Raw genomic sequence first — 14263 nt, forward strand, 5'->3', positions numbered from 1 at the left:
CACATGCCTTCACGATAGTTGTCTTTTGCGACTACTGTATTTATATACAGCGAAAAGGGTAAGCCAAACCGTGGGGTTTGGGTAGCAGTTTTTTAATGTAGCCCGTAAATACAGGTTTGGCGTGCCTCATATCACCCCGCCATCATCTCATGCCAGTGCTGGCCTTTTTTCTGCATGCAGAACAACCGTCACGTCCAACCCGCATTATCCGGTCGAGTCGACCTAAGGAAGTACCCTCGTGAAAATCAACTGGGCCGAAAAGCTGCGTCTGCAAGTCCATGGGCTGGCTGAGTCGCTGGGCAATCTGTTCGTGGAGTCGTTCCACTACCTGGCGCTGTTCGCCATTGGTGCGGTAACCGCCTGGGCGGCGGTGATGGAGTTTCTGGGGATGCTGGAGAACGGACACATCAAGATCGATGACATCTTGCTGCTGTTCATCTATCTGGAATTGGGCGCCATGGTCGGAATTTACTTCAAGACCAACCATCCTGTAACTAACATTTTTTTGCAGTGCAAGAATATCTTCAAAACTCAGAGAGATCATTGGGTTATGGCGTAGATTTCCTTTTTCGTAGTTCTAAATTGCTGTGTTGATTTTTTCTGCCGGTTTCGGCGTGTGCGGGGAGAGTGGATATGAAATGGGCGGATCGGATGCGCGTAAGGGTTCATGCTGGGGCAAACAGCCTTGGGAACTTGGGGGTTGAGCTGTTCCATTACCTTGCGCTTTTCGGGATCGGGGCGATCACGGTCCACGCGGGCATCACCACCTTCATTGACATGCTCCATCAAGACAAAATCAGCGTCGATGACATTCTGCTGCTGTTCATCTATCTCGAGCTGCTGGCTATGAGCGGAATTTATTTCCGCACAAACCATATGCCATTGCGCTTTCTTCTCTACATTGGCGTTACGGCTTTGATTCGTCTGCTGATTAGTGACGTGTCGCATCATAAGTCCCCGGACGAGGGCATTCTTTACCTCACGGGTGGTGTAGTGCTCCTTTCCGTTTCGATTCTCGTAGTGCGATATGCCTCGGCCCGGTTCCCGTCAGTGCAAGAGAAGACAGACTGACAGCCCACTAAATGATTCAGGCCGCTTTCGAGCGGCTTTTTTTCGAACGTATCAAGCATATGCTACGGGGTCAGGAGGGCTCAGATGCAGGCGAGGGGAGCGATTCAGGCACACATCCGTAGCACAGGCGAAGAGGTGAACCTGTGGCGTGCTTGGGGCTACAAGGCTCCGATTGATCCAATGCCGCTGTTGCGTGAGCATACGCCATCAGGCTACTAGGGTTTGTCTGAAAAGTCGCTTTGGCTAAGATGACGTGCTCTGGTTGCTGGGAGGGCCGTTATGGCAGGCCGATATGAAATCTCATCTGCACGTTGGGCGATGATCGAATCCATCGTTCCCCTCCTCAACGCATGGGACGCCCAAGGCGCGATGACCGTCAGATGCTTAACGGTATCTTCTGGATATTGTGCTCGGGCGCCAAATGGCGGGATCTTCCAGAGCGCTTTGGGCCTTGGAAGACTGTTTGTGACCGCTGATGACGGATTGCCGCTGTTGCGGACGGGACGCTTACCCGGTCAGCTCGCGAATTACCCAGAGCCAATGATCGTTTACGTCACAACAGCCCGGGTCAGCTAAATATCAGCAACTGGATCAATCTCGCTCCAGCGCCAACAATGGTCTTTCAGCATGGCCACGCCTACCGACACTTGGCCAATCGGTCACCATTATTCAGAGCATATTGCGATCGAGCTTTACGGCTCCGTCCGATACCCTGAAGCATTCAAACACCCAACCATAGAATGCTACCTACATTTAGGCCCACTACTCCTAAGCGACAAGTCGGCTCCTCGCTGCATCGACTCTATGCAGGCGACTGGCAAACGGCTCATTGCATATGTCGCCGTTGACCTATAAAAGCAGATTGAACGATTATGCGGGATTTTTCCAATAGTACTTGGAGTACTCACGGCATGAACTAGAGTTCGTTAGCGCAATTTATATCACCGTCAGCCCAGCGCTTGATATCACTTATCTTCGGCGATCTAGCACCGACACTCAAGATGCTCTTTGTTGTGTACAACCTGACCTGTGCTTTGTTCGCATCATGTCTTTCTATTTCAATTAGGGCGTTGTTAATCAACAGTCCTTCCGAAAGGAGCTTTTGATTGATCTCACCTTCACTGCGCTCATCACTAAACTCGCTTAATACGATGACCGGCTTTCCTGTATATGTCTCATGTTCCAGGCATTGTCTTGCCATTAGTCTTAAGTTTCGATAAGTATCGGAGGGCGTCTTCTCGCTAGTGAAGCTGCCGTCATAAGATGAATGACTACTTTTTAATTCGCTGACGGTTATAGCGCACCCGCTGATTGAGATAGAAAAGAATAGTATAGGCAAGGATAAATATTTCAATTTCAACTCCATTGTTCTGGTATGGGCCCTCCGCCGGGCAGGCATCAAATCATGCTTTTTCAGTCGGAATTGTGTTTTGGAAAATCAACAGTCGCCAGGAGTCCACCCTCTGCAGATGTACTTAGCCATACGTTGCTGTTGTGTTGCAGTGCAACCGCTTTGACTATTGCGAGCCCCAGTCCGCTGCCGCTTTGCATTTGATTGGGTTCGCGAAAAAACCTATCGAAGACTCGCGCCCTTAATTCAAATGGAATGCCAGGGCCTGCATCTGAGACACGTAGCTGAGTAGATTTATCAAGTGATCGCACATCTACCTCAACGCGTCCGCCCTCAGGGCTGTACTTCACGGCATTTTCAATTAAGTTATCAATCAGCGACATAAGGCGTTCCCTGATGCCATTGATCCAGCTTTCACCATCAGAGTAGAATTCAAGTTCAATCCTACGCTCAGCCGCTAGGGGGGCCAGCGCAGCCATTTGCTCTTGTATGAGGGTCGTCAGCGGCACAGCCTCCATAACAGTGTCGATGCTTGCTTCGCTATGCATCAGCAGCAATAACTGATTGACGAGACGCGCAGCACGGCTATTGCTGCGAATAATCCCTGCAAGCAGCTCCTGTTGATTAGTGCTGCTTACATAGGACTGCAAAGCCTCAACATTGATTCGCATTGCAGCCAGGGGAGTACGCAGCTCATGAGCGGCATCTGCAATGAAAACCCGTTCCCTCTCAGAACTTGCTCGCACTCTGGCAAGAAATAGATTAGTCGCGTCCACCATTTGGCGAAGCTCTATCTGCTTTGGTCCTTCTTTTAAGGGGGAGAGATCTTCTAAAGTTCGCAAAGAAATACCATTTATCACCTTGCTCCAAGGGCGCATTGCAATACGGACTGATAGCCATGCGGGAAAAAAAAGAAAAGGAATGCACACCAGCAGCGGCAATATGTAGTATCCACGAGAGTTCAGGTATATGAAGAAGTTCCAGCCTCCGGCAGGGGTAATAAGTGTTACCTCCGCGTCGGAGTTCCCTGATTTGAGAGTACGGCTATTCCAGCTGCGCCCCTCACTCTGAATGCTCTGAATTTCTCCATACCTGCTATTTGTTACTCCTGTCGGAGCACCATCAGATGAATAAATTATCTTTCTATTCTTACGAACAATGAGGCTGATTGACAGTTTGGGATCTTCACCTCCGCCATAACCTTCCTGCAATGCTTCGCTGAACTTTTCCAGCACGGTAGTGAGGTCCTGCGGGCGATCATCCATGCGCTTAACTAATGTAAGAATGGTTTCGTAAGTATTGCTACCCGTGAGCATAGAGGGGCTTCGCAAGTTCTCCCACAAAATGTAGGTCAGAAAAAGACACCAAAGCAGTGTAAGTAGTAGCATCTGGGCGAATATAATTCGTCTTACAAGCGTTGGAGTTTTCAAGTTGAGCCAAAAATTTCGCATCAACCAATCCCTTTCTGAATTGTAGCGGTATCAATGACATACCCCACACCCCGCACCGTTCGCACATAGCCTTCGCCGATTTTGCGACGCAAATTTCCCATATGCACATCCAGCGGATTACTCATATTTTCTTTCGCGCCGAATAGCCTTTCCTCCAGAAAACGTCGTGTAAGCACGCGGTCAGCGCGCATCATTAAAATTTCAAGCAGGGCGTATTCACTTGCCGTTAAATCAACATTACGTCCACTAACTGTCACGCGACGAGTCGGCATATGAAGAAATAATCCTCGAATTTCTATCACCTCATTTTGAAAACCGTAACTGCGTCGGGCCAGTGCTCTCACCCTAGCCAACAACTCGGCGAGAACAAATGGTTTTACCAGATAGTCGTCTGCACCCGCATCGAGCCCACACAGGCGATCTTGCAGAGTGCCTCTTGCAGTCAGGATGATGACGGGGATCCCCCTGAACTGCTGACGTAAGCATGCTACCAGGCTCATGCCGTCACCGTCGGGCAGTCCGAGGTCGAGTAGCACAAGTTCTGGCACGCAGACATCGAGCTGATGCAACGCATCTACTTTTCGGCGAACCCATATGACATCTAACCCTTGATCTGCAAGTGCGATACGAACGCCATTGCCGAGATCCAGGTCGTCTTCGATTAGGAGAATTTTCACAATAGTTACGTTATCAAAAGTGAATGAAGAACGTCTGAAGAAAAAATATATTAGGAAATCTATTATGATTTGTCTGAAAAGTCTCTTTGGCTAAAATGATGCCCTCTGATTGCCAAGAGGGCCGTCATGACAGGCCGCTATGAAATTTCATCTGAGCGTTGGGCGATGATCGAAGCCATCGTTTCTCCTCCTCAACACATGGGGCGGCCAAGGCGCGATGACCGCCAGATGCTTAACGGAATCTTCTGGATTTTGTGCTCTGGTGCCAAATGGCGAGATCTTCCAGAGCGCTTTGGGCCTTGGAAGACCGTTTACCAGCGTTTCCGACAATGGCGTGACAACGGCACTTTTGAGCAGGTTCTGCGCCATTTACACCTTCGTTTGTGCGAAGATGGCTTTATCGATCTGAATACCTGGATGGTCGATTCGACATCGATTCGAGCTACCCGAGCGGCCAGCGGTGCTGGAAAAAAAGGGGCCCGCAAGAACCGCAACACCACTGCCTAGGCCGTAGCCGAGGCGGATTGACCACCAAAATACATCTCGCCTGCGACAGCCATGGCTTCCCCCTGGCTGTCATGTTGTCGCCCGGTCAAGAAGCCGACTCGCGCTATTTCATGCCGCTACTGGAACAGATCAGCCTGCCAGGCAGCAAGGGTCGTCCGCGTAAGCGTTGCCGATGTGTACTGGCGGACAAGGGCTATGACAGCCAGATACTGCGTCAGTACTGTGACCGCTACGGCATGCAGCCGATCATTCCCTTGCGCAAGATGCATCGCAAGCCTCGACCAGGCCTGCCTCGACTGTTCGACAGGCCACAATATAAAAAGCGCAACGTGATCGAACGGCTGTTCAGTTGGCTCAAAGAAAAACGTCGGCTCTGTACGCGATACGAAAAACTGGCGAGCAGCTTCAAAGCCATGGTTACACTGGCCTGTATCGAGAAATGCTTGCGGGCTGACTTTTCAGACAAACCCTAGATCTGATTCAAATATCGAGATTGAAAATTGCTCAACCTTCATCAGCCTCATTTTCTAGCTCATAGTCGTAATCAACCAGATTGGCTGACACTTCACCAAGCTCCAGCTCACCTAATCCTTTGGTGCCGACCAATAATGCACCTTTAATTTCGATGCTTAATTCTATATCGCGTCCAGAAACGTCATATTCTTTTCTGTGGTTTCCACTTGCTGTGCCAGAAAAAGTAACACTCAGCCCATTTTCAAAGGTGATGTCTTCCAGGTCGTCAATCTCAACCTCATCGAAAATAGTATCCGACTCAGCGATTGGGCCTGAGAGCTCCTCGCTATTCAGTAAATCATATCGCATGTTGTTACATACTTCTCGGCAGACTTCTTCGATTTCATCTTTTGGGAGCAATTTAAAATCAAGATTGTCGAAGATCGAGATCACATGGTCGAATAGCGATTCAGCGTCCAAGTCCTCGTTTCTGGACCCTTCGTTTTGGGCGATGGTTTCCAGAGTCGTTGCAAATTCATCTCGGTCATAATAGATGTATGCAACCTGTGCCAAGGTTTTGTTATTGAAATTCTCGTCATGCACGAGCGTGTTGAAGCTTTTGTAGCCGAAAATCATTGCTACAATTTCTCCAAGTCCTTCCAATGATAAATAAATATCGTCATTTTTGAGGCTTTCTTCTAACGTTTGCATAAGAGCATAAGCGGAAGGAAACCGGTTTGATGCTTGTGCTGATTTTAGCTGCGCGCTTGCTAAGCTGAAGCGTTGTTTTTCAAGCTCTGCATTTGCTTGCCTTTTCTCCTCGTCGAGTGCAGCCTGACTTGCGCGACTTTTCGTCTCTGCGGCTGCAGCCGCAGTAACCTCTAACGCAGCTTTCGCTTCAGCTGCTGCCGAGGCCGCTGCATCAGCTTTTTCCTTGAATCGAGCCGATCTGAGTTTCAGTTGCTCAATAACTTCTTTTCGACGTTCAATGTCTAAGCTGACGTTCTCTTCCAAGAATTTCTTCTCGGGATCAGCTAAAAGTCTTTTTTTGTTTAGAGCTTCCTGCCGCTCAACCTTACTGATTTCTATCGCTACCGCTTGTTCGTGCAGGCGCTCGTTGGCGTATTTCAGTATAGATTTCAAAACCCATGACACCCAAGGAAAGGCAAATATAAATAGAGCTGTCATGAACAGGGGGATTGCCACGAGTGAGTTGAATTCGAATATCTTCAGTTCGTGGTAGTGCTTGCTAATGGCTGCAATTCGATCTGTGGCGGTTCCCTCTCCCCATACCAGCAGCGCTAAGCTATCCCAATTACAAATTAGCCACGAGCCAATGAAAGCGCCAATGAATGGATCTTCAATTTTTGTTCTCGTGCTTCCAGATATTGACTCCAAAATATCGTCAATGAATTTCATTACGGCTTTCCTGAATATAAATAAGATTCTGTTTCGAATGGAGTTTGAAAATTCTCATAGTGTGTTCAGAACCAAATATGAAAGCGTTCAGAACTCGGCACAAACGCCGACGCTCTACGATGTGCTGGACTCGTGTTGATGGTGCGTTGCTGCGGCTGGTTTGCGCGGGTTCCTGATGAACATGGCTGTGCCGCCATGACGCATATCGATCTCGAAAGCTCTGACGTGCGAATGAGGTCGCCCAACGTCCGGTAGCCATAGTTCACCGCTGAGAAGGAGCTGTTGTTGCGTATGAATTCCCCAACCTGGCTGAGATGCGACCACCCAGCATCATCGGCGGTTTTCTCTGCAGCAGTTCTGAGCAATCGCACGAGAGATGTATCGCTTCGCAGCTCGTTGCGAGAGCGCTTCGTCGATTTGGGTGGCTCACCCTCTGCAGCCTTCTCCTGATCGTCGGTCATCAGGTTCTCGGTGTAGATAAACTGCGAGCAAGCATCTACGAACGGCTTAGGAGTCTTCTTCTCGCCAAAGCCATACACTGGCAACCCGCTTTCGAGGAGGCGCAGCACGAGTGGTGTGAAGTCGCTGTCGCTGGTCATGAGTGCGAAAGCATCGACGTTCTTGCTGTATAGCAAGTCCATTGCGTCAATGATCATCGCTGAGTCAGTGGCGTTCTTGCCCTTCGTGAAAGCGAACTGCTGCATAGGCCGGATGGCGTAAGGGTGAACCTTCTCGACCCACCCTGCGAGGTTTGGAGAACTCCAGTTGCCGTGGGCATGCCTGATGTTCACCATGCCGTATTTGGCAAGCTCGTCGAGCACACCGCCGATGGCTGCATGGCTAACGTTGTCACAATCAATCAGCAGCGCTATCCGTTTCGACTCCACAGCTCATCCCTTATCAGTGTTTTTCCGAGCTGTCACTATGTCATCAGGCCAGTATGAGCGGCAAGGTTGCTTGCTGCCTTGATCAGCCGCTGGGATGATGCCAGTCCTCATTCACTCTGCAGGGACTGCCAGTGACCGTTACCCGCACCTTCATCATCGTCTGCGCCGTAGTGTTGCCAGTGACGGCCATGGGCGCTGACACGCCAAAGAGCGCTCAGGATTTCCAAGCCTCGGATACATGGCACGAGGTCTTCAAAGGCGCGAATCACCAGACCGTTTCTACGAAAGGGGCTGTCCGCACGGAAGCTGGGCGGTATGAGGTTTGGTTCAAAATCGACTCTCCGCTACCACCCATCTGCCGTGGCAATGCCTTTGCTCGTAGCCCAGCGGATTCAGTCATCTGTGAAAGCGAGAAGCGTTCGAAGACTGAGAGCAGTGTTAGCTATTACGAGATCAACTGTGCGAGAGGCACGTCGAGGATCACTCAGTCGATTGATTACAGTTTTGAGGGTGAGGTGATTACGCAGTCGGACAATGAGAGCGCGAAATGGACACGCCCGTTTCCTGACTCGATTGGCGAGGGGCTGAACAAGCAGTTCTGCAAACGGGGAAATTGAGATTTCATTCAGAATCATTTCTGAATCTGTTCTGAGCGTTTTCAGATTCTGCTCTGAATGTGTTCAGAATTATGTTCTGAGGTTGTTATTGGTCTGATTCAAAGAGGGGGAAGGGGATGGGGATCATCGACAGGTTGAAGAGTATGTTCGGGCTGGAAAAAGAGGAGGCTTTTCGTCGGTGGTCTGCTACTGAGCTTGCAGATAAGAAAGCCTATCTTGAGAGCAAGTCCCCGGGCTCATTCACTGCTGCGGACCATTACCTGTCTGCTGAGTGGGTCATTCAGCGATACCTTCCAGAAGGGAATGAGCCTACAGATGAGCAGTGGTCAAAAAAAATCAAAGAGTTAAGGCGGAAGATCGACATAAATATAAAAATGGCTGCTGCTGGAACACTGCACACTAACCAATCAGATTCGTCAGATGACGACGATCCAGAGTTTAAGCTATGGCTGGACGAGCACCTGAAATAAAAATCCCCTTTCGGGGCTTTGTGAGTTTTTAAGGTCTTTTTTTTGTGACAGCGCAGGCTTTCGGTGTCGTCAAGACCAACCACATGCCCGTACGCTTCCTGATCTACGTGGCGATCACTGCGCTGACCCGTCTGTTGATCTCCAACGTGTCCCATCACAACCCGCCGGACGTAGGCATCATCTACCTGTGCGGTGGGATTTTGCTGTTGGCGTTCGCGATTCTGGTGGTGCGCTACGCTTCGTCGGCGTTCCCGTCGGTGAAGGTCGAAGGCCCGCGCCGCAAGGGCCAGACGAGCCTGGAAACCGAGAAGGGCGAGCTTTAAAGCCCGACGCTGAAGGGCAGGGTGCGGGTGGGCGGTCGTTGCAACAATTGGTGATCGCCATCTGTCATCACCGCCAGGATCTCCATGGCGCTGTGGCCCTGCTCGATGGCAATGCCGAACTGGATGCTCTGCACCAGGCGTTTGAGTCGTTGCGGGTCGTTGCGTTGTTCGGCGCTGATCATGCGTTTGGCGACCACGCCATCCTCATTCGAGAGGGTGAGCATGATGCTGCCGTCCAGCCGTTGGATACTCAGGTTGACCCGGTAGGCTGGGGTAAAGGTGTCGGTGATGATCTGAAAAGGATTGTCCATGGTGCGTTACCGCCTGATAAGAACATGCAGTCATTGACGACCGGTATCGGGATTAGTTCGCGTCTCCTGACCACCGGCCAAAGTCCGTTTCCCTCAGAAGCTGTACAGCAAGGGGCGTGCCGTACACGCAATGTAGGAAGGGGCTTGCTCCCGATAGCGGTGTGTCAGCCAATAGATGCTTGGCTGAAAGACTGCTATCGGGGGCAAGCCCCTTCCCACATTTGATTTGGGTTGTGCTGAGTCCGTGGGCTATTTCAGGGCAGTACGGAGAAAACGATCGCAGACAGCGCAATCAACCCGATCACCACCACAAACACATTCGACACTTGGCCCGAATACTGGCGCAAAGCTGGCACGCGGCGGATCGCGTACATCGGCATCAGGAACAGCAGGCACGCGATGATCGGCCCGCCCAGGGTTTCGATCATGCCCAGGATGCTTGGGTTAAAGGTGGCCACGGCCCAGCAGGTCAGCACCATGAACAGTGCGGTGCTGCGTTCCAGCCACTTGGCCGACATGGAGCGGTTACGCCCGCGCAGGGATTTGACGATCAAGCCCTGGAAGCCTTCGCTGGCGCCGATGTAGTGGCCGAGGAAGGATTTGGTGATGGCCACCAGTGCAATCAGTGGCGCGGCGTAGGCAATCACGGGCGTCTGAAAGTGGTTGGCCAGGTACGACAGGATGGAAATGTTCTGGGCCTTGGCCGCCGCCAGGTCCGCCGGTGACAGTGCCAGTACGCAGCTGAAGCAGAAGAACATCACCGTCAGCACCATCATGCCGTGGGCGGTGGCGAGGATGCCGCTGCTTTTGCGCTCGGCCTGCGGGCCGTACACGCGTTTCTGGTCGACGGCGAATGCGGAGATGATCGGCGAGTGGTTGAACGAGAACACCATCACCGGGATCGCCAGCCACAGGGTCTTGAAGAAGATGGGCAGCGGCATGCCTTCGCTGGCGGAGGCGAAAAATGCGCCGTTCCAGTTGGGGATCAGGCTCAATGCCAGTAACAGCAGGGCGGCGACGAACGGGTACACCAGCACGCTCATGGCCTTGACGATCACGCCCTGGCCGCAGCGCACGATGGCCATCAGACCGAGGATCAGCACTAACGACAGGATTGCCCGTGGCGGCGGCGTCATGTGCAACTGGTGCTCCATGAAACTGCCCAGGGTATTGGTCAGCGCCACGCTGTAGACCAGCAAAATCGGGAAGATCGCGAAGAAATACAGCAAGGTGATCAGCTTTCCCGCGCCGACGCCGAAGTGTTCTTCGACCACTTCGGTGATGTCGCCGGATTTGCCTGACAGCACAAAGCGCGTCAGCCCACGGTGGGCGAAGAAGGTCATCGGGAAGGCCAGCAGCGCCAGCACGATCAGCGGCCAGAAACCGCCGACGCCGGCGTTGATCGGCAGGAACAGGGTGCCCGCGCCGATGGCGGTGCCGTAGAGGCCAAGCATCCAGGTGGTGTCGTGTTTGGTCCAGCCGGTGGTTACGGTATTTTCTACTTCAACAGGATTTTCGGCAGCAGGTGTACGTACATCGGTCATCGTTATTGCCTCGTTATTATTTTTGCGCGGGCTCACGTTGGGGCGGTCAGGGGGTGCTCCTCAGCACTCCACCCAGCTCACGGCCAGGCCGCCCCGTGAAGTTTCTTTGTATTTGTCATGCATGTCGGCGCCGGTATCGCGCATGGTGCGGATCACGCGGTCGAGGGAGATGAAGTGTTTGCCATCGCCGCGCAGGGCCATTTGCGTGGCGTTGATGGCCTTGACCGCCGCGATGGCGTTGCGCTCGATGCACGGCACTTGCACCAGGCCGCCGACCGGGTCGCAGGTCAGGCCGAGGTTGTGTTCCAGGCCGATTTCGGCGGCATTTTCCAGTTGCTCGGGTGTGGCGCCGAGGATGTCGGCGAGGCCAGCGGCGGCCATGGCACAGGCCGAGCCGACTTCGCCCTGGCAGCCGACTTCGGCGCCGGAGATTGAGGCGTTTTTCTTACACAGGATGCCGACGGCGGCGGCAGCCAGGAAGAAATTGACCACATCGTCGTCGGACGCGTCGGCGTTGAACTTCATGTAGTAATGCAGCACCGCCGGGATGATCCCCGCCGCGCCGTTGGTGGGGGCCGTGACCATGCGCCCGCCGGCGGCGTTCTCTTCGTTGACGGCGAGGGCGAACAGGTTGACCCATTCCATGGCCGACAAGGTCGAGGTGATGACGTTGGGTTTGCCGATTTCCAACAGGCTGCGGTGCAGTTTCGCAGCACGGCGTGGCACATCCAGGCCACCAGGCAAGATGCCTTCATCGCGCAGGCCTTGCTCCACGCATTCGCGCATCACCGACCAGATATGCAGCAGGCCGCTGCGGATTTCTTCGTCGCTGCGCCACGCGCGTTCATTGGCCATCATCAGTTCGGAGACGCGCAGGCCGTGCTTGTTGCACAAGGCCAGCAGTTCGACGGCGCTGGAAAAGTCATAGGGCAACTGCACATCGCTGGTCGGCGCGATGCCTGACGCCGCCTCAGCCGCTTCGATGATGAAACCGCCGCCCACCGAGTAGTACGTTTGCTCGCTGAGCAGGCCGCTGTCGCCATAGGCGTGCAGGGACATGGCGTTGGGGTGGTAGGGCAGGCTTTCGTCGAGTAGCAGGAGATCGGTGCGCCAGTTGAAGGCAATGTCCTGGGTGCCGGCCAGCGATAAGCGGCCGGACTCGCGCAATTGCTGGATACGTGTGTTGATCGAGGTGGGGTCGACACGGTCCGGCCATTCGCCCATCAGCCCCATCACGCAGGCGCGGTCGGTGGCATGGCCAACGCCAGTGGCGGAGAGCGAGCCGTACAGACGCACTTCCACCCGTCGGGTTTCGGTGAGCACTTGCTGGTCGCTGAGGGCTTGGGCGAAGGTCGCCGCTGCCCGCATGGGGCCGACGGTATGGGAGCTGGACGGGCCGATACCGACCTTGAATAGATCAAAAACACTGATAGCCATGCTAAACCCTTACAAGCAATGGAGTAGGAATCGCTGCCATGTTTTGTAGGACGAGCGCAATTGGCGCGATACTGAGCCTCTGGATCGGCACTGACCAACGAATTATCCTAAGACACCCTTTAGCAGGACTAAACCCTATGGCCCGCCCGCTTCATGGTCAGACTTACGTCTGGCTGCACGTGTTTTCCTGTGCTGCACGGCATCTGTCGTTCACCCGTTGTGCCGAAGAACTGCACATCACGCCGGGGGCGGTGAGCCAGCAAATCCGTCAATTGGAGGAGCGTTTGGGCTTTCGGCTGTTCCATCGACGGGCTCGGGGAGTGGAGCTGAGTGCCGAGGGCCAGCGCTTGGCGGCGACCGTGGGGGAGGCTTACGGCAGCATTGATGCGGAGTTGCAGCGGCTGGATGCGGGGATGATCAGCGGCACCTTGCGCCTGCGCTCGATTCCGTCGTTCCTGGGCAAGTGGCTGACCCCGCGCTTGCCGCGCTTGCAGCAACGCTTTCCGGACATCCAGTTGCGCATGGTCGCCGAGGACAGCAGCATCGCCCTGCATGAGGGCGACTTCGACCTGGCCATCGACCTGAACGACGGCAGCTACCCCGGCCTGTTATCCACAGCCCTGCTGGATGAGCAGATATTTCCGGTGTGCGCGCCGAGCCTGTTGCGCGGCCGCCCGCCGCTGCACGGGCCGGCCGACCTGGTGCATTTCCCTTTGCTGCACGACATCACCGCCTGGCGTGGGAGTTATGAGTACGCCGAGTGGGAGTTTTACCTGAACGCTATCGGCTACCACCACGCTGATGTTCGTCGCGGCCATACCTTCAACCGCAACCACCTGACCATCGAAGCCGCGATCGCCGGCATGGGTGTGGCCATTGCACGGCGTACCTTGCTTAACGATGAGCTGGAGCGCGGCACCTTGATCGTGCCGTTCGGCCTGGCCGTGCCCAATCACAAACGTTACGTATTGCTCTACGCGCCGGGCGCGCTGAACCATCCGGGCGTGCGGGCGGTGCATGACTGGCTGGTAGAGGAAGCGGGGATTTTTCGCGGATTGCACCCGTTGGGAGACGGGCAATTGTGACGTTTACAGAGCGTAAGAAGATGTAACTAACTCCCCACCCTAACAGCGTTTTTGCTCGTCGTCAGGCTTAATTTGTAATGTAGGATTTATCTTTGCAAAGGGGTTGAATTGTTTCTCTGGCTGCTCAATTGTGTAATCAAGAGGTCATGGTTTCACCACCCCGGTGTCGCAGTTGTGACCTCTCGCGAGCTAGCTGAAATAAGGGAAGAACTATGCAAATCCAAGTCAATAGCGATAACCATATTGAAAGCAGCATCCGACTGGAGGAGTGGGTACGTACTACCATTGAGAGCACGCTCGAACGTTATGAAGAAGACCTGACTCGTGTTGAGGTCTACCTGCGGGATGAGAACGGCGACAAGCCCGGCCCCCACGATTTGAGTTGCCGCCTGGAAGCGCGGCCTAAAGGTCACCAGCCACTGTCGGTGTCCGCCAAGGGCGATACCCTGGAACAGGCGATCGACAGCGCGGCCACCAAACTGGACCACGCGTTGGAACATCTGTTTGGCCGACTGCAAGGCAAGCCACGCGCTGCCGGGAAAAACCAGCCAATCAACAAAGTGAATGAAGACGCACTGGAACAGGAATTCCTGGAAAACGAAAACGCTGTGATCAACGGCTGACCGATTTTTCATCCCCTACAAACGGGCCTGCATTTGC

15 protein-coding genes and 2 pseudogenes are annotated in these 14263 nt (G+C 53.6%); 9 read left to right on the forward strand and 8 right to left on the reverse strand.

Going from position 1 to position 14263, the window contains the following annotated elements; translation table 11 throughout:
• Nucleotides 1–238: 238 nt before the first annotated feature.
• The 3 genes and pseudogenes from NDJ82_RS21040 to NDJ82_RS21050 form a co-directional block, all read left to right on the forward strand.
• Entirely contained in the window at nt 239–559 is a 321-nt protein-coding gene (locus NDJ82_RS21040; protein ID WP_352230447.1) for a phosphate-starvation-inducible PsiE family protein, read from the forward strand.
• 68 nt (nt 560–627) lie between these two features.
• Nucleotides 628–1071 carry a phosphate-starvation-inducible protein PsiE gene (locus tag NDJ82_RS21045; protein WP_250926225.1) on the forward strand — a complete coding sequence of 148 codons (444 nt, stop codon included), beginning with the start codon at nt 628–630 and terminating at the stop codon, nt 1069–1071.
• Between the two features lie 279 nt (nt 1072–1350).
• A pseudogene (locus tag NDJ82_RS21050) lies at nt 1351–1544 on the forward strand (transposase); the annotation flags it as partial.
• A gap of 443 nt (nt 1545–1987) precedes the next feature.
• Here the strand turns inward: NDJ82_RS21050 and NDJ82_RS21055 are convergent.
• The 3 genes from NDJ82_RS21055 to NDJ82_RS27550 are packed head-to-tail and all read right to left on the reverse strand — an operon-like array spanning nt 1988 to nt 4550.
• On the reverse strand, nt 1988–2425 hold the full coding sequence (locus NDJ82_RS21055) for a hypothetical protein (protein ID WP_198140456.1): 438 nt from the start codon (nt 2423–2425) through the stop codon (nt 1988–1990).
• A gap of 59 nt (nt 2426–2484) precedes the next feature.
• Nucleotides 2485–3873, reverse strand: a complete 1389-nt coding sequence (locus tag NDJ82_RS21060) for a sensor histidine kinase (protein WP_250926226.1) — start codon at nt 3871–3873, stop codon at nt 2485–2487.
• Nucleotides 3873–4550: a response regulator gene (locus NDJ82_RS27550; RefSeq protein ID WP_017530590.1), complete on the reverse strand. Its 678-nt coding sequence runs from the start codon at nt 4548–4550 to the stop codon at nt 3873–3875. Before NDJ82_RS27550 ends, NDJ82_RS21060 begins: the two co-directional genes overlap by 1 nt.
• A 126-nt stretch (nt 4551–4676) precedes the next feature.
• Here NDJ82_RS27550 and NDJ82_RS21070 point away from each other — a divergent pair.
• A protein-coding gene (locus tag NDJ82_RS21070; RefSeq protein ID WP_085986890.1) for an IS5 family transposase occupies nt 4677–5530 on the forward strand; the annotation gives its coding sequence in 2 pieces (ribosomal slippage) (nt 4677–5025 and nt 5025–5530; 855 coding nt in all).
• A 31-nt stretch (nt 5531–5561) separates the two neighbouring features.
• Here NDJ82_RS21070 and NDJ82_RS21075 read toward each other — a convergent pair.
• Nucleotides 5562–6929, reverse strand: coding sequence for a hypothetical protein (locus NDJ82_RS21075; RefSeq protein ID WP_250926227.1), 1368 nt, complete (start codon nt 6927–6929; stop codon nt 5562–5564).
• Nucleotides 6930–6994: 65 nt separating this feature from the next.
• On the reverse strand, nt 6995–7816 hold the full coding sequence (locus tag NDJ82_RS21080) for an NYN domain-containing protein (RefSeq protein ID WP_250926228.1): 822 nt from the start codon (nt 7814–7816) through the stop codon (nt 6995–6997).
• Between the two features lie 131 nt (nt 7817–7947).
• On the opposite strand from NDJ82_RS21080, the gene NDJ82_RS21085 reads away from it, so the two are divergent.
• The 3 genes and pseudogenes from NDJ82_RS21085 to NDJ82_RS21095 all read left to right on the forward strand — a co-directional run.
• Complete coding sequence (locus tag NDJ82_RS21085) at nt 7948–8433, forward strand: surface-adhesin E family protein (RefSeq protein WP_250926229.1); 486 nt, start codon at nt 7948–7950, stop codon at nt 8431–8433.
• A gap of 116 nt (nt 8434–8549) precedes the next feature.
• Nucleotides 8550–8903, forward strand: a complete 354-nt coding sequence (locus NDJ82_RS21090) for a hypothetical protein (protein WP_250926230.1) — start codon at nt 8550–8552, stop codon at nt 8901–8903.
• A gap of 71 nt (nt 8904–8974) precedes the next feature.
• A pseudogene (locus tag NDJ82_RS21095) lies at nt 8975–9226 on the forward strand (phosphate-starvation-inducible PsiE family protein); the annotation flags it as partial.
• Here NDJ82_RS21095 and NDJ82_RS21100 read toward each other — a convergent pair.
• The 3 genes from NDJ82_RS21100 to NDJ82_RS21110 all read right to left on the reverse strand — a co-directional run bounded on the left by NDJ82_RS21100 (nt 9223) and on the right by NDJ82_RS21110 (nt 12518).
• Entirely contained in the window at nt 9223–9537 is a 315-nt protein-coding gene (locus NDJ82_RS21100) for a DUF3509 domain-containing protein (protein WP_250926231.1), read from the reverse strand. The pseudogene NDJ82_RS21095 and the gene NDJ82_RS21100 overlap by 4 nt on opposite strands.
• Nucleotides 9538–9791: 254 nt before the next feature.
• A complete protein-coding gene (locus NDJ82_RS21105; RefSeq protein WP_099584982.1) occupies nt 9792–11081 on the reverse strand; it encodes a serine/threonine transporter in 1290 nt (429 codons plus the stop codon).
• A 60-nt stretch (nt 11082–11141) separates the two neighbouring features.
• Entirely contained in the window at nt 11142–12518 is a 1377-nt protein-coding gene (locus NDJ82_RS21110) for an L-serine ammonia-lyase (protein ID WP_250926232.1), read from the reverse strand.
• Between the two features lie 137 nt (nt 12519–12655).
• On the opposite strand from NDJ82_RS21110, the gene NDJ82_RS21115 reads away from it, so the two are divergent.
• Both NDJ82_RS21115 and NDJ82_RS21120 read left to right on the forward strand, forming a co-directional pair.
• On the forward strand, nt 12656–13603 hold the full coding sequence (locus NDJ82_RS21115; RefSeq protein ID WP_250926233.1) for a LysR substrate-binding domain-containing protein: 948 nt from the start codon (nt 12656–12658) through the stop codon (nt 13601–13603).
• Between the two features lie 212 nt (nt 13604–13815).
• The gene (locus NDJ82_RS21120; protein ID WP_099584985.1) at nt 13816–14226 is read left to right on the forward strand and encodes an HPF/RaiA family ribosome-associated protein; all 411 of its coding nucleotides are present in this window, start codon (nt 13816–13818) and stop codon (nt 14224–14226) included.
• Nucleotides 14227–14263 lie beyond the last annotated feature (37 nt).

It is taken from the genome of Pseudomonas sp. SR18 (genome assembly GCF_023701505.1).
In the GTDB taxonomy this organism is placed as follows: Bacteria; Pseudomonadota; Gammaproteobacteria; order Pseudomonadales; family Pseudomonadaceae; genus Aquipseudomonas; species Aquipseudomonas cyclaminis.